This is a genomic window from Paenibacillus macerans (assembly GCF_050565405.1).
In the GTDB taxonomy this organism is placed as follows: Bacteria; Bacillota; Bacilli; order Paenibacillales; family Paenibacillaceae; genus Fontibacillus; species Fontibacillus macerans_B.
The window spans coordinates 38153-57426 of sequence record NZ_JBNYYG010000005.1 but is presented as its reverse complement, the minus strand read 5'-3'; the positions used below and the strand labels follow the sequence as shown (position 1 = coordinate 57426).

At 47.8% G+C, this 19274-nt stretch carries 24 protein-coding genes and 1 pseudogene; 1 reads left to right on the top strand and 24 read right to left on the bottom strand.

The window, feature by feature from the left end:
• Positions 1-7: 7 nt before the first annotated feature.
• The 11 genes from ACQ4N8_RS05870 to ACQ4N8_RS05820 all read right to left on the bottom strand — a co-directional run bounded on the left by ACQ4N8_RS05870 (position 8) and on the right by ACQ4N8_RS05820 (position 7876).
• Positions 8-205 carry a hypothetical protein gene (locus ACQ4N8_RS05870; protein ID WP_430703400.1) on the bottom strand — a complete coding sequence of 66 codons (198 nt, stop codon included), beginning with the start codon at positions 203-205 and terminating at the stop codon, positions 8-10.
• A complete protein-coding gene (locus ACQ4N8_RS05865) occupies positions 202-1611 on the bottom strand; it encodes an ATP-binding protein (RefSeq protein WP_430703399.1) in 1410 nt (469 codons plus the stop codon). Before ACQ4N8_RS05865 ends, ACQ4N8_RS05870 begins: the two co-directional genes overlap by 4 nt.
• A complete protein-coding gene (locus ACQ4N8_RS05860; RefSeq protein WP_430703398.1) occupies positions 1598-2314 on the bottom strand; it encodes a response regulator transcription factor in 717 nt (238 codons plus the stop codon). The genes ACQ4N8_RS05865 and ACQ4N8_RS05860 overlap by 14 nt, the downstream gene beginning before the upstream one ends.
• A gap of 34 nt (positions 2315-2348) precedes the next feature.
• Complete coding sequence (gene lgt / locus ACQ4N8_RS05855; protein WP_430703397.1) at positions 2349-3134, bottom strand: prolipoprotein diacylglyceryl transferase; 786 nt, start codon at positions 3132-3134, stop codon at positions 2349-2351.
• Positions 3135-3152: 18 nt separating this feature from the next.
• The gene (locus ACQ4N8_RS05850) at positions 3153-3254 is read right to left on the bottom strand and encodes a hypothetical protein (RefSeq protein WP_430703396.1); all 102 of its coding nucleotides are present in this window, start codon (positions 3252-3254) and stop codon (positions 3153-3155) included.
• Positions 3255-3333: 79 nt separating this feature from the next.
• On the bottom strand, positions 3334-3609 hold the full coding sequence (locus tag ACQ4N8_RS05845) for a hypothetical protein (RefSeq protein WP_430703395.1): 276 nt from the start codon (positions 3607-3609) through the stop codon (positions 3334-3336).
• Between the two features lie 46 nt (positions 3610-3655).
• Positions 3656-3787 (bottom strand): hypothetical protein, encoded by a 132-nt coding sequence (locus ACQ4N8_RS05840; protein WP_430703394.1) that lies wholly within the window; start codon positions 3785-3787, stop codon positions 3656-3658.
• 73 nt (positions 3788-3860) lie between these two features.
• Entirely contained in the window at positions 3861-5300 is a 1440-nt protein-coding gene (locus ACQ4N8_RS05835; RefSeq protein ID WP_430703393.1) for a cytochrome D1 domain-containing protein, read from the bottom strand.
• A 321-nt stretch (positions 5301-5621) separates the two neighbouring features.
• Positions 5622-5819, bottom strand: coding sequence for a DUF2933 domain-containing protein (locus tag ACQ4N8_RS05830; RefSeq protein ID WP_430703392.1), 198 nt, complete (start codon positions 5817-5819; stop codon positions 5622-5624).
• A gap of 349 nt (positions 5820-6168) precedes the next feature.
• Positions 6169-6513: a VTT domain-containing protein gene (locus tag ACQ4N8_RS05825; protein ID WP_430703391.1), complete on the bottom strand. Its 345-nt coding sequence runs from the start codon at positions 6511-6513 to the stop codon at positions 6169-6171.
• Positions 6514-6616: 103 nt separating this feature from the next.
• On the bottom strand, positions 6617-7876 hold the full coding sequence (locus ACQ4N8_RS05820) for a cell wall-binding repeat-containing protein (RefSeq protein ID WP_430703390.1): 1260 nt from the start codon (positions 7874-7876) through the stop codon (positions 6617-6619).
• Between the two features lie 212 nt (positions 7877-8088).
• Here ACQ4N8_RS05820 and ACQ4N8_RS05815 point away from each other — a divergent pair, with 212 nt between their 5' ends.
• Positions 8089-8646 carry a C40 family peptidase gene (locus ACQ4N8_RS05815; protein WP_430703389.1) on the top strand — a complete coding sequence of 186 codons (558 nt, stop codon included), beginning with the start codon at positions 8089-8091 and terminating at the stop codon, positions 8644-8646.
• A 426-nt stretch (positions 8647-9072) separates the two neighbouring features.
• Here ACQ4N8_RS05815 and ACQ4N8_RS05810 read toward each other — a convergent pair whose 3' ends face one another.
• From ACQ4N8_RS05810 to ACQ4N8_RS05750, 13 genes and pseudogenes are all read right to left on the bottom strand, one after another.
• Complete coding sequence (locus ACQ4N8_RS05810) at positions 9073-9531, bottom strand: methyl-accepting chemotaxis protein (protein ID WP_430703516.1); 459 nt, start codon at positions 9529-9531, stop codon at positions 9073-9075.
• Positions 9532-9891: 360 nt separating this feature from the next.
• Positions 9892-10173: a HepT-like ribonuclease domain-containing protein gene (locus ACQ4N8_RS05805; RefSeq protein WP_430703388.1), complete on the bottom strand. Its 282-nt coding sequence runs from the start codon at positions 10171-10173 to the stop codon at positions 9892-9894.
• A 63-nt stretch (positions 10174-10236) separates the two neighbouring features.
• The gene (locus ACQ4N8_RS05800; RefSeq protein ID WP_430703387.1) at positions 10237-10524 is read right to left on the bottom strand and encodes a nucleotidyltransferase family protein; all 288 of its coding nucleotides are present in this window, start codon (positions 10522-10524) and stop codon (positions 10237-10239) included.
• Positions 10525-11264: 740 nt separating this feature from the next.
• Positions 11265-11798 (bottom strand): annotated as a pseudogene (locus tag ACQ4N8_RS05795) (tyrosine-type recombinase/integrase); the annotation flags it as partial.
• Positions 11774-11899, bottom strand: coding sequence for a hypothetical protein (locus ACQ4N8_RS05790; RefSeq protein WP_430703386.1), 126 nt, complete (start codon positions 11897-11899; stop codon positions 11774-11776). The pseudogene ACQ4N8_RS05795 and the gene ACQ4N8_RS05790, both read right to left, overlap by 25 nt.
• Positions 11851-12144 (bottom strand): hypothetical protein, encoded by a 294-nt coding sequence (locus tag ACQ4N8_RS05785; protein ID WP_430703521.1) that lies wholly within the window; start codon positions 12142-12144, stop codon positions 11851-11853. Before ACQ4N8_RS05785 ends, ACQ4N8_RS05790 begins: the two co-directional genes overlap by 49 nt.
• 59 nt (positions 12145-12203) lie before the next feature.
• A complete protein-coding gene (locus ACQ4N8_RS05780; RefSeq protein ID WP_430703385.1) occupies positions 12204-12467 on the bottom strand; it encodes a helix-turn-helix domain-containing protein in 264 nt (87 codons plus the stop codon).
• Positions 12468-12482: 15 nt separating this feature from the next.
• On the bottom strand, positions 12483-13481 hold the full coding sequence (locus ACQ4N8_RS05775) for a GPP34 family phosphoprotein (protein WP_430703384.1): 999 nt from the start codon (positions 13479-13481) through the stop codon (positions 12483-12485).
• Between the two features lie 303 nt (positions 13482-13784).
• A complete protein-coding gene (gene helD, locus ACQ4N8_RS05770) occupies positions 13785-16130 on the bottom strand; it encodes an RNA polymerase recycling motor HelD (RefSeq protein WP_430703383.1) in 2346 nt (781 codons plus the stop codon).
• A gap of 561 nt (positions 16131-16691) precedes the next feature.
• A complete protein-coding gene (locus ACQ4N8_RS05765) occupies positions 16692-17297 on the bottom strand; it encodes a TetR family transcriptional regulator (protein WP_430703382.1) in 606 nt (201 codons plus the stop codon).
• A 109-nt stretch (positions 17298-17406) separates the two neighbouring features.
• A complete protein-coding gene (locus ACQ4N8_RS05760) occupies positions 17407-17892 on the bottom strand; it encodes a nitroreductase family protein (RefSeq protein ID WP_430703381.1) in 486 nt (161 codons plus the stop codon).
• A gap of 256 nt (positions 17893-18148) precedes the next feature.
• A complete protein-coding gene (locus ACQ4N8_RS05755; protein ID WP_430703380.1) occupies positions 18149-18313 on the bottom strand; it encodes a hypothetical protein in 165 nt (54 codons plus the stop codon).
• 136 nt (positions 18314-18449) lie between these two features.
• Positions 18450-19208, bottom strand: a complete 759-nt coding sequence (locus ACQ4N8_RS05750; protein ID WP_430703379.1) for an SDR family oxidoreductase — start codon at positions 19206-19208, stop codon at positions 18450-18452.
• Positions 19209-19274 lie beyond the last annotated feature (66 nt).

Below are 19274 nucleotides of genomic sequence, written 5' to 3'. Positions count from 1 at the left end.
ATAGGAGTTAAGGTTTGTTTCTTTGCGTGAACCAATATACGGTACCAATGATCGTAGCTATCACAATCATCGATAAACAAGCCTGCGCGATGGAAAGTCCCATTTGAGGAAATGACATGCCACGGAATGATGAAGCCGATACGATTAAACATGCCAGCCCCATAGATATGAGAACAATGACGAACACCCAATCCGCCTTCTTCATATTCGTTCCTCCTGGTGTTCAGGTACAAAGCGGATCTCAAATCTGGTCCCGCGGCCTAACTTACTGAAGACCTGGAGTTCCCCGCCTTGCAGCTCCACTAATTTTTTAGCGATCGGCAAACCGAGCCCTGTGCCACCATACTGTCGTGACCGGGACTTCTCCACACGATAAAAACGGTCAAAAATGTACGGAATCTCATCCTCTGGGATACCAATGCCGGTATCTTCCACCGCTATATAAACATAGGAGTGGTTTTGTTCCAGCTCAACGCCTATGCTGCCCTTCTCCGTATAGCGTACAGCATTTTCCAACAAGTTCAGAAGAACCTGCTCCATCCTCAAGCCGTCACCGTAAATCAGTGGAATGTTGCTGTTGATCTTCGTTTGGAGAGATAAGTTCTTCTCATTTGCTTTAAGCTTAATTTTTTGAACCACGTTGTCCGTAATTTCCACTAAATCAATCCACTCTAGCGACAAGCTGACTTTCCCTTCTTCCATCTTTGCCAAATCGAATAGATCCTCAACAAGGTGCTGTAAACGAATAGCCTCTTCATGAATAATATCTAAATATTTATCCTTCTCCTCCTCTGTTTCATAAAGACGCTTCTTGAGGACTTGTGCATATCCTTCCAAGTACGTGATTGGAGTTCGAAGCTCATGAGATATATTGGCAAAAAACTCCTGCCGCGTATCCCTGTATCGCTGAAGCTCGATGGCCAGATGATTGATGGAATCCGCCAAAACACCAATTTCATCATCCCGCTGAATCGTTAATCGAGTTTCCAACTCGCCTGCGGCAATTTTCCGTGTTGCCGCTTGCATCTGCAGCATGGGTCGGGATAGGATTTTGGCGATGATCCAGGTGATTCCAAGTGCCAGTAGAAAGGCCCCTAGTCCCGACAGCACCAATACGCTACGAACGGCCGTAATGGATTCATCCATATGCCGGGTCGAAGAAAGGACATACACCGCGGCTTTAATATTTACTCCCGTGGTATCCAATACGGGTCTGGCCGCCACGAAGTAACGCTCTCCATTTACATCGGTATGTTCAAGTTCTATAGCTTTTCCAGTAAAAAGAAGCTTCAAGTCCTTGGGCTTAATGAAGGTCCCGTCCGATATTTCATAGGTTCCGGAGTGAGCCAATATGTCTCCTTGTTCAGAAACAAACAAAATACTGACGTTTGAAAAATCAGCAAACTTAAGCAGCGTTTCTTCGGACAGCATCTCAGGCGATTGGCTCATCGCTGTGAAGTGAGTCGTAAGTTCATTTACCTCTGTTCTCATTTCCGAGTTATAGAAATTCGTAAACATTCGATCAACCGTCAACCCTAAAGAGAGAATCACGACAACAAAAGCGACGAGAATCATCAAACCAAGCTTGAAGCCAATTTTATTCCTTCTCATTGGAAGTCCCTGCTCCGTTGAACTTATACCCTACTCCCCACACCGTTTGAATCGGATTATAGCCGAGCCCTGCCTTTTGGGCCTTTTCCCGGATATTCTTGATATGCGTGTCTACGACGCGAATTTCTCCCTCGTATTCGTTCCCCCAGATTAGATTCACCAACTCTTCTCGGTCGAAAGCACGTTGTTCGCTTTTCGCGAGCGCGATGAATAAATCAAACTCTTTCTGCGTGAATTCAACGGCAGTGTCATGGATAATAACTTCTCTGCCCTCCGGTAATATTCTCAGATGGGGAAACTCTAGCGCAGCCTCTTGCCGCCTGATGGATTGTGTAATCGCCGAACGGCGGATCAAGGAATAGACTCTGGCCAACAACTCCTCCGGTTCAAATGGCTTGGTCAAGTAATCATCCGCTCCGATACCAAGCCCGTACACTTTATCTTTCGTCTCCGAACGCGCAGTGAGCATCAAAATAGCTACACCATCCTTCTCCCGGATCTTTTTGCATACTTGCCACCCGTCCATATCCGGCAGCATCAGGTCCAGTAGAATAATGTCGAAATGATGGTTAGCCGCCATTTCCAAGGCTTCATTTCCGTTTGTAGCTTCCTTGACCTCAAACCCTTCACGTGTTAAATAAATCCGCAAGAGATTACGCATATTCCATTCATCGTCTACAACAAGAACCTGTAGTTTTGGCACGCTGCCACCCGCCTTTACCGATTGACTCAATTTTTTACAAGGTGATTGCCTTTGTCTCTTGGTTGCGCTTAAAGAAGAAATACACCATCAAGGCTGCAGAGATCAGGAAGATACTCGCACTGGTCCACTGTCCCGCAGTCCAATTCAAGGCGTACCGTGGCGAATCCCCACGCAAAAATTCAAGAGAAAACCGGACCAGTGCATACATCATATTATAACTTAAGAACAGTCCCCCTACGGGAAGCTTGAGATTCTTCATGGCCATGAGAACTCCAAATACAATCAAATCGAGCTGCCCCTCCCAAATTTCGGCCGGCCATAACGGTACGGCGCCATACCGATCAAAGGCCATTGTCCCTTCTGGATACACGATGCCGAAGCCTGTGCCTGTCGGTGCTCCAAATGCATCACCATTTAGGAAGCAGGCAATCCTGCCCACGGCCTGCCCCAATATGACTGCCGGGGCCAAAATATCGGCGAGTTCCCAGAACGAAAGTTGATTTCTCCGAGTATAAATAGCCAAGGCCGCGAAACCGCCGACTATCGCTCCGAGGATAGAGATTCCCCCATTCCAAATGGCAAAGATTTCGGATAGGTTTTGCGAATAATACCCCCATTGAAAAAAGAATACATGCCATATTCTGGCCCCCAAAATCGCACCGATGAGTACATAGAATACCAGATTATAAATGTGTTTTTGATATTGCGTCCCACGGGCTAAAAAGTACGCTACACCCACGGCAAGCAATACAGCCAAACCCACTACGACGCCATAGGATCTAAGGGAGAATCCCCCGATTTCAAATAATATGACTCTCAAGTCTTTACCCCCTTATTTTTATGGAGTAACACTAATTCCATTTGGCGTTGTGCCTACATTAATCGTTGTAATCACTTTATTGGTTTCATTATCGATTACGGTTACGGTGTTATCGAACATGTTTGTCACATAAATTTTGCAGGCACTTTGATCATTTTCTCGGAATCTAAGTCCACGATTGCGGCTGCATTCTCTGCGTTTAAAGGAACGACCAGGGTTTTATGACGAGTTCGTCTGAAGCCGTGTCATAAAAATAGGCATAACCATTCATTTCATGATCCCCATCTTCACCATGACTGCCCTCTTGATCTTCCGCCTCCGTCATTCCTTCCATGTCCGACATCGATGGAACAACCGTAGCTCCTACCAATTTTACGTCGGGAGAGACCTGGACATTATGAACGGCCCCTTCAACCTTAATGGTCTGGAGGACTTGATTTGTAGCTGCATCTATCTTAGTAATGTCCCCCTTCATCAGCAGTGTAATAGACTGCCGGCGAAATATTTTGTGAAATTGGGGCTTATGCTTTGTTTTCAGAGTTATTCGTGGTTTGATTTGGTTTTGCATTGTTATTCTGTTGTGATGTACCACAGGCAGTAATACTAATGGCTAAAATCGCCACAGTGAATGCTATTATCCAGTTTTTATTCATGTTGTTTTATCCTCCTGAATTTGATTATTCTCATTTTTATATTTATCCTCAAAAAATATAGTGAGCACGCTCACTATATTTCTTGATCCAGTTGCTTACTCCAGGATAAAGACACGGTTTCTCCATTGGGTCCGTCAATTTTCATTTCGACCTGAGAGGTTTGCTCTGTTTTGGGAAACCAGGCCAAATAAAAAGGATGGTGCGAGTCGTTGCTTACGGAAACCAACCGGGAAGGAGATACTTTTTTACCCGTTAAGTCTTGCAGGCTAATCCTCTTCTCATTTAACAAATTAGAAATATCTCCAGTATGAGCGGTTAACGAAATACCATAAATATCATTTGTTTGAAAATCCTCCGCTTTGATCTCCGATAAATTCGGATCACTCCCAAGGTCATTTGCTTGTAACCTTTGTACCGTGATTTGAGCCGGGCCCAGTGTTCCTTCCTGAACGGATGGATCTGAACTAGCGTCAGAGGCGGTTACGTCCGAGGGTTGGACAGGAACGATGATATCTTCCAGTGATATTTCATGCGGTTCGGAGCCCACCGGAATCTTCGCTACAACCTTTCTTTCCTCACGGTTGATCTTTACAATATCGTTCGATTGCCGATTTGAGACAAAAGCCCATACCCCATCGGGTGTAAAGCCTACGTGATTTGCATAAGAACCTGTTGAAATCGTCGCTAATACGCGAAAGGTGTCCGTACTGATCACCGTGACGTCATTTGACTTGTTATTGCTAACCCATAACTCCTTCCCGTCTGGTGAGACCGTTACCCCATGAGGAGCATCGCCCGCTTCGATGTTCTTGATCACTTGCATGGATTTCATATCAATAACAGACACCGTATTCGACTCTACATTGGCAGCAAAAGCATATCGCGAATCCGGCATAACCGCCACCTCGTTAGGCACATTCCCGACAGCAATGGTTTTAATGACTTTTGCCGTTACGGAGTCTACGATCGAAATCGTGTCATCATTCACATTCGCTGTCCAAACTAGGGAACCGTCCGCAGTAACTGCAACATGTGCAGGGCCTTCTCCCGTCTCAACTAGCGATTTTCGTTCGAGATTCGCCGCATCCACGATGGCCAATTTCCCGCCCGTTTTACCAAGTCCCGGATTAAGGGATACGTATAAGTTCTGACCGTCCGGGCTTATATCGATGCCATGCACGCCTTCGTCAAAAGCAAGTTCCTTGATTTTCTTTTTGGTTTTCGTATCGATAGCGATCAGCGTTTTGCCGTCAAATCCGGTGCCGGCGTAAAGAACTTTTTGGTCTAAGCTTAGTGCAATACCGTGAGATGCTTGGTCTGTTCCCAGTTTAATCGTGTCTATTGTTTTTCCTTGTTCGTAATCAACAACAGAGATGGTTCCCTCTCCAGCGTTTGGCACATAAAAAACGGAAGCAGGAGCTGCTTTCCCTTCCGGCTGTTTACCGAAAAGCCAAGTACCGGCAACAAGTAAAAGGAAAAGCAAAACTCCCCCCCATCGATATATATTCTTCATGAACTCATCCACTCCATGTTCTCGGTATTGGGTTTGTTAGTGTCGTTTCTTACTTATCATCGTCATCAAAAGCAGGTGTGACAATGGGCAAATGAGCAGAAGCAAGAATGGAATAATACTTCCCGTCGAACTTGATAATCCATTAAAAATAAGCAGTGCGGCGAATAGAACGATCGGCAGGACGCAGCACAGAATCATCATCCAATGAAGTTTTTTGGAATGGCCGGAATGTTCCCCTCCGTGATTATTTCCGTCATGGTTGTGATTACCGCAGCAACTCATGTTAATTCCTCCTTTGATAAATTTGAATTCTGGATTGGTTTACCGGGATAGTTTTTGAATTTCTTGCTTCATTTGTTCATTTTGCGCTTTTAATTCATCAAGCTGTGTTTGCATCGCTTGGTTATTTGGTGAATGGTCCGAATGAGAGCCATGACCGTGACCATGCCCCTTCATTCCAAACATCATAAATACCATCATTAACGGACAAGCCAACAATAGCAGCCAAGACCAATCCATTTGTATTCCTCCTTCATCATTTCAATAACTTGATAAGTTCATTGTAAAGAGTGATTGTGTAGAAACCGTGTGGAAAGCGTGCGATTTCTATGGACTTATAAAAAACACGACCCGATATTATGGTCGTGTGGCGGATGTTTAAATATCCGACTTCCTAGATCTAAACGTTCTTGGTATCAAGAGAATGAAGAAGAAAGAAAATAGAAGCAATATTGTAAGACCTGTTTTGACGCGTTGATCTTCAATCATCTTAAATTCATAGCCAGCCATAGACTCTAGAAGAATGGACGGGGCTTTTCCGATGCCAGTAGCAAAGAGATAGATCGGAATACGTATTGTGACATTACACTCATAACTGTAACGTTCTGGCGATCAAAACCGTGAGAAACTGCCTGAGAGTACTCATCCGTTGTATACGATGGAACCACAACCTTCTGTTCTTTGAAAGATACTTCTTCTCTAGTTTGAGTGCCTCTTTTCGGTATAACATATAGGAAACAAACGCACCGGCCATTTCACCGATCCAGGATACGAAAAAACCTGTGATCCCCCCAAAAACTAAGACGTTGGTCATCGTGAGAAAAGCGGAAGGAATTACCCCTAAGATGCTGATGACCACATTGAGAACGATGCTAAGGACGTACGCTCCTATCCCCCTTGCCAACCATTCTGCAACATCTTCTGCCTGTAACATTACCAAATTCGCTTCCTATACTAACATCATTATTCCAATTGAGTAAAAAGGCTGTATGGATCATATTAAACAATCCTATACAGCCTTTTACGTTTAATTCGAGTTAGTGGTTCATTCCGGGCATATCACCCGTATTGCCGTTCATTCCACCCATACTTCCATGATCCATCCCTGATGCCGATACAATCTCCAGCATGGTGTCAATTTGTCCCTGAGCCTTGGCAGAAATGGATCCCTGAGAGCCGGTTAGCCAGGCATGGTTATACGGTCCCTCTGTTGGAGATTTCTCATATTTGGGTTGGGCAGACATCACGTAAGACATTACCGAATCCGGCATACTGTCCTTTGTTGTCCATAGAAGCGGCGCATGCTTGCCTAAGTGAGAAAAAGGCGCACCCGCAATGGCCAGTCCCGGATTTTCTAGATTTACAAACGAAAAGTTATGCCCAGGTGTTGTAATTCCCCAACCAAATCCGGTTGCCTTGTCCTTATATTGAGCAAAGGCAACAGCGTTTGCATATGGATCATCGCCAGCGATACGTACAACTTTACCGTATTGCTTAAGCCCGGCGGCTACATCCGCTGAAATGACAGATTCAGGCCCTAGAATATATATATTGGCCTTACCTCCCCGAGTTTGCAACGCTTCTTTGGTTTCTTGGGGAATCTTATCTTTCATGACATACAACAAGGGTTCAGGCATATGAGCGATCCAGTTGATGGCCGGCATCGTATATTCTTGACTTTCCATCGATCCAATAATGACGGATGCAGGATTTTCTCCCGCTACTTTAGCGTAATACGCATCAATGGTTTTAGCCAAAGCTGCAGGATTGTCGGCTTTAATTTTGTCCGTTTTAAATCCAAGTTCCTTTGCCTGATCCTCAACCTTTTGATCGAGGTCGCCAACCAAGATTGCTTGAATCCCCCCGTTACTCTTCACGCCTTTCGGCTTTAATCTTTTCATCTCATTTGCGGTAGCTTCAGGAATACCATCTTTATTGACGAACAAAATGGGGCCGTTGCTTGGATGATGGATCAAGTCGGCACTAACAACTGCATCCTGCCAATCATCTGCAGATGTAAGAATAATACTGCCTGGACGGTTATCCTCACTGGTTGCCATCCATAGTGTTTGTGATACCGTAACCGCCGCCTCCACAGGATTATCCGTGTTTATCCGCGTCGTGTTCTTTGAAGAAATCCATGGAGACACGACTTTCACCTCGGAAACTGTTGTATTGCTTGATGGTTGAACCGTATTCTCAGCCTTGGCAGCATTGTTGTTTCCAGAATTGGTGCAGGCCGATAAAATGAACACCGTAGCTAAAAAAGCTACTCCGAGTTGCACTGGTTTCTTCATAAGCGCCTCCTGTAAATTCTCATTATTTTCTAAATACAGTTATTAGGTGATAACCATTTTAAACAAAAAATTTGTGGAAAGTATGTGGTTTTCGTGGAGATTCCGTTTAATTATTACCTTTTAAGCTTCCAAATATTAAGCCTAAACAAATCCTGAAATCCTGTGTTAGGATGACGTCAGTTTCACAAAAAAACATCAGGAGGAAATTCAGCATGAAGAAATCTTTAGCAATTTTAATGGTATCTGCTTCTCTGGTAATGAGTCCGTTTGGAGCTCCAACGACTCATGCATCAAGCGATATTCCTACACAAGCTAAAGCAACTGTAAGCAGTGTGCGGGAAAATGTTATCGCAAAAGGGATGAAATATTTAGGAACCCCTTACGAGTTCGGGTCCAGCAGAAGCAACACTAAAACGTTCGACTGTTCCGACTTTGTAAGACAAGCCTATTTGGAAGGAGCAGGAATCAAGTTGCCTTCTAACTCGAGGACTCAAGGAGCTTATATCAAGAAAAACGGCACCTATACAACAAACTGGAAAAACCTCAAGCGTGGAGACATTATGTTCTTCATGTCTTACAAAGGCAGCAAAACTTCTGACTACCGAGGAATTAATAAAAGCACTGCCCGTATCACCCATAACGGGATTTATCTTGGAGACGGGAAAATCCTGCAAACTTATTCCAAAGAATCGGGCGGCGTTCGTATCGATAATATTGAGGGCACTCAATGGGAAAAGCGCTTTCTTTTTGGAGGAAGTGTGTTGAAATAGCATAACGAGCCAGTGAGAAATAACTCATTGGCTCGTCCTTTCTCCAAATTATACCTGAAATTGATTAACCTCCTTTCTCATTTTTTCGATCGTTTCCAACATTTTGGCTGAAGTTTCGGATTTTCCTCTGTTCTTTTCACTTGTGAATGGTTCGCTTCCATGATGTGTTGGACATTTTTTACAGTGTCGTTGGAGATTGAAGATACCTTCTGAAATGAAGCGGAAATTTCTTCGGTTCCTGCAGATATTTCCTGAGTTGCCGTAGATATTTCCTGATTTTGCTTAGCTACAACTCCAGCAGAGTTGACAATTTTGCTGAATGCTTGTCCTGCTTCTTGTAGGACTCTTTTATCCCTCGATCAAGCTGCTTGAGTCCCAGCTTTACCATTTCTGCAGCGTCACTTGTTTTCGTTTGAACAGCATCAATTAAAGATCGTTTTTCATGTGAAGACGTTCAGATTGTTCAGCCAATTTTTTTACTTCATCGGCGACCACCGTAAACCCTCGACCATTCTCTCCCGCTCGAGCTGCCTCTATGGCTGCACTCAATGCCAGTAGATGGGTTTGCGAGGAAATCTCTGTTATCATTCCTGCTATACTGCTTACATTGTCAGACATCTGATACAACTCATTAATACTTTCTGCCATTATACGGGTCGTTTCATTAAGCTGATGGATCTCCTCAACCGCCGTTTGGATTGACTGATTTCCCCGATCAGCATGTTCCAACATTTCACTTGAAGTTAGTGCGACAATGGATGTAGTTTCGGCGATATGCTGAATGTTTTCTGAAATATCTTCCATAGCATTAGCACTGGCAGTCATTCCCTGAGCTTGCTTAAGTGCCCCTGATTCAACTTGGGGCGAAAGCCCTGATGCGTGAATACGGTGTTATAAGATGTCCCCGACCACGAAGCATTGACTAATTTACTTGTCTTTTGCTTACATTCTGTATAGTAACTGCTTCAATAGTTGAAATACTATATGAATTCCAAAACATGAATAATACTACAATTATCACGAGTACAATTCCACTTCTTTTGTATGCTTTTATTGCTTATCGCTCCTTTCAGTTTTTTTCTTTGAGTATTATCGGGGATTTCTTATAACGTTCTTGTATTCACGAAACGCCCCAGCCTTAGATAGCTCTTATCTTAGGCTGGGGCGTTTGTTGTCTGAACTTACTTCTTCGATAATTCTTCTGACAACCAAGAGACCGTTAGGTCTCGCAGCGTGAATACAGTGTTAAGTGAAGTCTCCCTCTTCCTGAATAGCTTTTATAATCCCCGGTTTTATCTCTTTTAAATTTCTTGTTGCTACTTCCCAGACTATGCTTTCATCAATGCCAAAGTATTCATGAATTAAAATATTCCTTAGCCCAATCATGTTCCTCCAAGGAATTTCTTTATATTTCATCCTTACATCGTCGCTAAGGTTTCTTGCCGCTTCTCCGATGATTTCTAAATTTCGAATTACTGCATCCAATAGCATTTGATTAGTCAAAAAGCCCTCATATTCAACATTCAAGAGGTAAGTCTCTATATCGATTTATTGATTCTAGAATATCCATCAAGGAATTTAGAGGCCGCTTCACTGATATTGTACCTCACTTAGTATTTCATCTCTCATATAAGGTTTGATGGCACTCGGTGTAACAAGATCAATGGGACGTTTAAATACCGATTCCAAATAATCTTTCAGGTCCAAGAATTCAAATCCCACAGGTTTGGAAAATTCAACTAATAAATCAATATCACTGGCTTCGGTCTGTTCATCACGAGCAAAGGAACCAAATAAACCGATCTTTTCAACATAAAAATGTTCTTTCAAAAAATGTTTTTCGGTTTTTAATTTATTTTCAATTTCTTCCCGCTTCATTGAAGTTCCCTCCTCTGAATCATGATTATGCTTTCATTATAACCTAAAGAGTTATTTTTTTGATCTTAATGTCTTTATCTAGGGAGATTTCACTTAACGTTCCCGTATTCACGAACCCGAGAACCTTAAGGCTCCGGAGGAGCCGGCCGCGACGTGGTTAGGTTCGCAGGGTTGTCGCCTGAAATCACTTCCTCGAAATGCTTCTCGGCGACCGAGCAGCCGTCAGGCTACGATGCGTGAATGCATTGTTAGATGAAGGTCCTCACTTCTTCGAATAACAAACATGATTTTCTCTTTAGATTTTCAGGTTAGTGGGTTATGATGTTATGATTCAGTTTAAATTTGGGTGCTGTTATTTTTGCTTGTTGATTTCTACAATAGATATTCATGGATTCTTATCTCTTTTAAATTTTTTGTAAAGATACCAACCGAACCAGCCTCCAACAAATACAATCAATAGAATAAGAGGGTGGCGCCGAGGATGTCCTTCCTGAAGCAAATTAATGTTAAAAATATAGGCTATGCCTAAGATAACACCGAAAGTCAATAAGCCAGATATGATCCTAATAAAATAGTCTTTCATATATAAAGCCTTTCTCCTCTTCTTTGAAGATTTTTATTGTTTTGTTTATGAGGAATTTCATCTAACGTTGTTTCTCCGACTTCCCACATCCCGCCGAATAGGGGGGATTAGTGCGTTCGTATAATCTTCCATAAATGTATATTAGACGCAGGGGCTGTTAATCCCTTTCTGTCGGGGGTGTACTTTTCAGTAGCCGGTCTATGGGGCTTTGGATGCGGGTAAGGTCCCCCAACCCGACGTGAGTATAGATCTGGGTGGTCTTTAGGCTGGCGTGTCCGAGAAGTTGCTGGATGTGCCGCAAATCCGTGCCGTTTTCTAGCAGATGGGTAGCGAATGAATGGCGCAGTGTATGGATGGACGCACTTTTTAAGATCCCCGCTTTGCGTTTAGTCCGTTCAAAAACGGATTGTGCCGCACGTTCGGTGAGATGCCCTCCAAGCTCTCCACCCCCACGAAAAAGATACCTCATCACCGCATAATTTTTCATATAGATGCGCAGCAGCTCGATCACGGATTCGGACAGCAGGCTGTACCGATCCTTGCCTCCTTTGGCTTGCCGGATGTGGATCAGCCGGCGAGATTCATCCACATCCTTTCGTTCCAGGCGTACGACCTCGCTGACGCGAAGTCCCGAAGAATAAACCAACGTCAGCAGCAGCCGGTGCTTTACGTTGGAAGTCGCATCCAGAAGCGCAGGGCGCTGATGGCTTGGTTTACGTAACTATACGACCGATCGTCTTTGATCAATCCGAGAAAATAACGGTCGAGGTCAGCGGGAGTGATTTCTTCCACCGATAACGCGGTTTGCCGGATGAAGCGCTCGGCATGCCCAAGATAGGATTACGCGTCTTCGCGCTATATCCCTTACGCCGCAGTTGGTCATCGAGCTTTTGCAGAGCAGCAAAATCCTCGGGAGTGCACAGTTTGGCCAGTCCGGGGAACCGCCCCACCATCGCTCGGTCCATAAGCTTGATCGGGACGTGCAGGAATCCCTCTCCTTTACCTAATACCGCGCAAAAAAGGAGATCCCCGCCCAAGCGGAGATCTCCAATGCTTTTGGAAATCGATTAATGCTATCATTATATACGGGAACGGTTTATTTTTCCATCCGTAGCGCCGCTTTAATCTCCGGGACCGACAAGCCGTCGGACCGCAGCTGTTTGATCTGCGAAATCCGCTCAACCGTCGCTTCCCGCCGGTATCGGCGCGTCAGGTTCTCTTCGGCTTGCTCGAACGGCAGCATGCCTTCCTCCGTGTAAAACTTCAGGGTGCTGTAGCGGGTCGCCGTCAGCCGTACCAGCTCGCCGATCGTCACGAAATCCGAACCCAGGATCGCTTCCATGGAACGTTGTCTGGACATGAGGGCAGGACTCCTTTAGATCGGGCGTTTTGGAAGCAACCGCACCCCTTGGATCGGCACGCGCATACCGACGAAATGTGGGACCGCTTCGTAAACCAGATTATCAATTTTGATCGCGGGGATCTCTCCGTCTTTCAATACCGTAAATGCGTGGCCTTGCGACTCGAGCCGCTGTTGGACTGCATCCAGCCGTTTCCGTGAGTTGGAGAACCAGGCCTCCGTCTCGATAAAAACCGCCTGCGACCGCTCCAGCAACGGAAATAGGAAGAGTATGCCGGTACCGACCGTGGTGCGCACGAACGCGGTTTTCAGATGCAAGAAATGCTTCACCGCAATTCCCCATCCCCGGCGAATCCGAATCAAGAACATCTTATGGGCCAACCGGTTCGCCTGATCCAGATCGTTCATTCTTGCCGCCACCTTATCCAATTCATGCCGCGAGAAAAAATCGGGCAAACAGCCGCTTTCCCGCAGCAGCCACAATAAACAAATCGTTTCGTCGTTTACCGGACCGTCCTCGAGGATTTCCGCGCGGATTTCTTCCGTGATCCTCGTGTATTCGTGCATGTCGCACCGATACTCCTTGATCGAAACCCCAGCCGATTCATAAAACATATCGCACCCGAGCAAATTGGGTATCTCCTCCAACATGCCCAAGTCCATAAGCGACCTCGCTATGGCGCGTTCCAATCGGACCAATCTCCGCTTGGACAGCGAGGATGCCCGCTTCAGCCACCACTGCAGTTGAGCGTGGCGCCCATGAGCCCTCGAACGTAACGGCTTTAGAATCAGTCCCCGGTAAGCCGTTAATCCGCCCGAATCCTGCGTATCCTGGCCGATCGCGAGTTCCTCCGTCCCATTTCTGGCGGTAAACCCGCCGTCCAGGTAGACCTCCAAAATCACCGCCGCGGCCATCGCGCGGAGGGCCACCTTTTTCACCGCCGTCATATGGTTGCTTCGCTGCGCATTTAACGCGATCATTGAGAAAGTTTGCGCCAAGGTAAGCTCTGCCATCGTTAATATCCCCCATCTGCAAAAAATGGAGTGACCTGACCTTCCAGGGGAAGAGGGAGCGCGTGAATCTCGATGAAAGTTGGGCCACCCGTTATTCGACGCTTGCTACTTGCCATTCAGCACTTACTACTTATCACTTACTACTTACTACTTACTTTATATTCCTTTTCCCTGCATTTGTCAACCGTCATATGCCTCTTGCCCTCTCCTTCCCTATCGGCCCGAACAAACGCCGAAACCAAAAAAAGCCCCTTCGGCTTCATGAAGAAGCAAAGGGGCTCTGCTCTTTGTCCAGTGCGCCTGTTAGCACTCCAGGATGAGACGCTCCGATAAAGCTTTTTCCAGAAACGGGCTGGCCGTCCCGACGCTATACAGCTCCAAATGATGCATGGCCCGGGTGCAAGCCGTGTAAAACAACCGCCGCAAGCTTTCCTCTCCATAAACCCGTGCCGAAGCATCATAAACGAGGACCGCGTCGAACTCGATGCCTTTGGCCAAATAAGCCGGGATGACCACGACGCCTTGCTTGTATTCGAGTGAGCCTCGGGTTACAAGCTTGATGTCTTCGTTCCCGCCCAAAGCCTCGTAAGCGGCGGCGCTTTCCGCCGCCGATTGGCATATGATCGCGATCGTGGAATACCCGTTATGCCGCAGCTTCGCAACTTGATCCGTAATGCGGCCATGAAGCTCCCCATGATCGGGCAGCACCGTGAGCATTGGCTTCTCACCGTCCCGATTGAAAGGCTCGATCTTTGTGCCGCCGGGGACGATGCTTCGCGTAAATTCAACGATGGGTCTAGTGGATCGATAGCTGCGGTTCAAGGTAATCGTCTCTGTTTGCTCCGGTCCGTACAGTCCGGTAAGCATGCCGAAGTCGACCGCCTCGCCGGCCTGGGCAAAAATCGCCTGGTTGAAGTCGCCGAGAACCGTCAGCTTCGCCGCAGGGAATAATCGTTTGATGAACTCGAATTGAAACGGCGAGTAGTCCTGGGCTTCATCGATGAGCACATGCCGGATCGAGACGTTCGTTTGGAAGCCCTGGATGAACTCGTTCAGCAGCAGGAACGGCGTCGCATCCTCATAGAACAGCTTGCCTTCATCCAGCATCGTTACCGTCAAGCGGCAGATATCGGCCCACGCCTCAAGGACTTCTCCGTTCAGCCATTCGCGAATGTGCAGCGGATCGGCGAATAGTTGTTTGTAGATGCCGGCATAATCGACGTAATGCAGCGTCCTGATCCGCTCCCGCAAAGGCTTCAGCCTTCGGCGTACGATCATCCGGGCCAGCTCCGCCTCGATGAGATCTCCCTCGAGATCATCTTCCGACTCCTCCGTGAGACCATGTTTTTTCCGCAAACGGGCATAGGCTTGTTCATATTCCTCATTGCTGAGCAGTTCGATTTCATCCTGAACCCAGGGCTTGCTTCGCTCCCGACGCTCAGCCTCGTTTATTCGCTCGTTCAGCCACTCCGTAAGCCGGTCGAGCCTGCCCTGGAAACGAAGCGAATCGCCTCCGTCATAGAACCGTGCCGCCATCTCCTCTGCGGAGACAAGCGTGTCCCCCCGAAACTGCAAGCTCTTGAACAGCATGCCGCCGCTTTCCAGCGACAGCCGGTAAGCCATTAACGTATCGAAAAAAGCCGTCGAGGCCTTAAACCGAATGCCCGTCACCCGCGCCAGATAGTCCGCGTCATCCGCTGCCGTCAGCGCATATTCCAGCTGCTCGTAAGCATCCTCCACCTCAAAGGCGCTGCTCAGCCGGTGGTTCAGATACTCCTGAAAAGTCACCTGCTGCATATTTTCCTCGCCCAGCTCGGGCAGCACATTGGAGACATAGCTCTTAAACATCGCGTTAGGGGAAAAAAAAATAATTTGGTCCGCCTTCAGCCTATCCCGGTATTTGTACAGCAAGTAGGCGATGCGCTGCAAAGCCGCCGAAGTTTTACCGCTGCCCGCAGCGCCATGAACGAGAAGCAGCCGGCTGCGGTCATGCCGGATAATCCGGTTTTGCTCCTGCTGGATGGTTGCTACGATACTGCGCATTTGCTTGCTCGCGGATTGGCCCAAGACCTGCTGCAATACCTCGTCTCCGATCGTAAGCGCCGTATCGAACATCGATTCGATCTTGCCTTCGCGTATAAAGTACTGCCATTTTCGCTCCAATAGCCCCTGAATCGTCCCACCAGGCGTAGCGTATTCGGCCGGTCCCGGCGTGCAATCGTAATATATGCTTGAAACCGGGGCCCGCCAATCGTAGATCAGAAACCTCTCTCCGCTAGGATCCATGAGGGAGGAGACGCCGATGTATATCCGCTCCGTCTCCGGCTCCCCGTCCTCGGCGAAATCGATTCGCCCGAAATAAGGCGTCTCCTGCATACGGCGCAATGAAGACAAGCGCTTAGAGCTCTGCCGGTGGCTGCTTTGACTCAATGACAGCACTTCCGCCTGCTGCCGCAAACTGATAATGGTCTCGAGAAAATCGTCGAAGTTATCCTGGTTAACCGTAACGTCTTCCCAAAAATGCTTGCGGATATCGACGACTTCTTTCCTCTGACGCGAGGCATCCTCCTCCAGCTTGCCGATTTGCTCGGCGAGGATCTCCATAACGCGGTCCAATCGCTCCTGTTCCTGACGAAGCTCGTTGTCCATGCTCAGCGCTCCTTTTCGAAAATGGGGGTTGACTGAATCAAATAAGTGGTGTAGAATAAAATTAGGGTAATTATAAATTCACGCGAACTACACAAACGCATGCTATTTCAATATAGCACGCTTCTTTTTGTTTATCAATAGCGCGTAACCCAAGAAAGCCTCGCCAACTCCGCAATCCGCGGCCAAGTTGGCGGGGCTTTCTTAGGTTATCCTGCTGCGGCGGCTTTTCAATAGCAAAACGGGAGATGCGAACCACAGGGGTCGCTTCCTCCCGTTGATATCCTCCTCTATTGCCTCACACCCATTTACTTAACGTATCTTTCAACGTAATATTCCCGGAAATAAGCTCAGTACCTTCACGCTCGAAATCGATCCCCCTACTTGACCCGTCGCTCCCATGATAACGTACATGCGTATCGCCTCCTCGCTTTAATGTGTTTATCCCATCACATTAATTTACATATTTCAATATACAAAATAATTATTTTGTAACTTGAAGATAAAAAAATAACTCCTTCGGTCGAGCCAAAAGGAGTTTCATTACGTTGTATTGCAAGCATCTTAGACCGGTTCAACGGTCGGAGGCGCGGTAAACAATCCAACGGAAATCAAGTGCCAGACGGTTTCGAACCTGTTGTCCCAATCGGACAGTTCCCATTCCGCGGCATGGGCGACATGGTGAAAGGATGTCGTGGCGATAAACACGGCTACCGCGGCCGTCCTCGCATCCTGTACCGCGATCATCCCTTCCTTCATGCCGTCTTCGATCATGGCTGCTAATTGGTCCAGCAAATGATCGCGGTGTACTTGGATCGCTCCGGGCGCTTCCTTGACGAGCGCCGAGTACATTTCGAACAACTCCGGATCCTGGCTGGCGCGGTTCCGTTTAAATTTGCGGAGCGTATCGAGCCAGCGATACAGCCTTTCGCCGGCGGGCGCCGCTTCCTCGACTACCGCCTGCAACGGAGGAAGTGAGCGCTCCAACCAACGTTCGACGACGGCCTCCTTCAACGCGGCCTTATTGTCATACAGCCGGTACAACGCGGCGTGCGTCACGCCAAGCGCCCGGGCGATATCGGACATATTCGTTTTGGCCGGGCCGAACTTGCGCAGCACGGCTTCGGCCGTATCGAGAATCAGTTCTTTGGATAATATTTCTTCTGCCAATGGACAAGCACCTCTAACTATGATCGCTATGATTATGGCTTCATTATAACCGAAAAAATCCCCGTCTGCCGAAGACGGGGAAAATTTCTGCTTAGCGCGGTGAAACCGCCTAAGGCAAATCGGTGATTTTGGCAGAGATCGGTGTTCTGGGTTTGACCGGAGGAACCTCCGCCGGATAACCGATCCCGAACACCCCGATTACATCGTAGTTTTCGGGAACGCCGAGAATCTCCCGGTTATGGGGCAAACCGCCGAGCGACGACCAGAACGTGCCTACGCCCGCTTCATGGGCGGCGAGCAGGAAATTTTGCGCGAAGCAAGCCGCGGCCATCACGTTCTCGTCGCGTTCCACCGGCGTAGCGCCGGGTTTGGACAACAGCGCGATCACGACGGGAGCGCCGCCGAAGTCCGTTTTGTGCTTCAGCTTCGCTCTCGTTACCGGACCGATCCGCCGAATCTCCCAAGGTTCGTTGCAGCGGTGATTCGGCGCGTAACTGGCGGCTTCGAGCCAGGCCAACAAAACCTGCTCACTGATCGGGTCAGGCTTAAACGCTTTGATGTTTCTTCGGGTGGTCATCGCTTCAAGCATGGTCATCACTCTCATTCTCCCCTTCACGGTCGTGGTCATGTTCAGCCTTGCCGGGCGCTTCGGCGGGGAATTCCCGCAACATGTATACAAATGTATGCATTTCGGAAGAAATTGTCAAGGCCAAAGCCGACGCGTTTAGTAGCAGGTTTTTCTTGCGACCTTGGGAAGCTGAAGCTCCGTTACTTATTCTTTCTTATAGCAAAAAAACAGGCCTCTGCATCCGAGACCTGTCTTTCCTAATTGAGTTCGGCACCCGTTCGGATTAATACAAACGCTCCTCGCCGGTCACCGGATTTTTAAAAGCCGATTGGATATCGCTTTTCGTGAGTTCATCGGCAAACTCCGTATCCTTGGCCCGCTTGACGGCATGCTTCGATTTCGGGGTTTGCGCCGGTTTTTCCTCCGGGTGCTTCGAATCCTTGGCCATGGACGGTCGCACACTCCTTTGCTTTACGGGATGTATAAGCATTAGGATACGGTCCCTGGACCGTTTTTATGCAGCAATGGTGTACGCAATAGCGATAACGTCCTTACCGTTCGACGGATCGCGCAAGCCCTTTTGATTAGTAAGCCGTCCAGCCGGCGTCCGCCGTAACCGTAGTGCCGTTGACGAAGCTCGAATCATCGGAGGCCAGAAACAAGGCCACCTTCGCGATATCTTCGGGCTTGCCCAAACCCGGATTGATTCCCATCCCGACTTGCGCGCGTTCCATTCCGAACGGATTCACCGCCGTGAGGGTAGTGCCGATGTTCGTTTCCACCGCCCCCGGCGCGATGGCATTGCAGCGGATGCCAAGCGTGGCGTATTGGAAACCGACGTTTTTCGTGAGGCCGACCACCGCATGTTTGGAGGCGGTATACGCAGCTCCGGCACGGGAACCGAACAAACCGCCGGCCGAAGCGATGTTCACGATGACCCCCGCTTTTTTCTCCGTAAAGATCGGCAGCACCTTGCGGATCGTCCGCATGGGACCCGTCGTGTTCACGGCGAACACTTTTTCCCATAACGCATCCGTAAGGTCGCCGGCCGGGACGAAATTGTCCATGATGCCAGCGTTGTTGACCAAAATGTCTACCGTTCCGAAACGGTTCACCGTATCGTCGATGAGCCGCTGAACGTCTTCCTCCGCCGCCACGTTGGTTCCGAGAGCGACCGCTTCTCCGCCTTTGGCTTCAATGCCGGCAGCAACTTGCCGGGCTTGCTCCAGGTTTAAGTCCGAAACGATAACCTTGGCTCCCTCCGCCGCGAACAACTCTGCAATCGCTTTCCCCATTCCCGACGCTGCACCGGTCACAACCGCTACTTTTCCGTTCAACTTCATGCGCTCAAACCTCCGTTTATATGATAAAATGTACGTATGTTGGTTAATCAACATCTGTATTTCAAG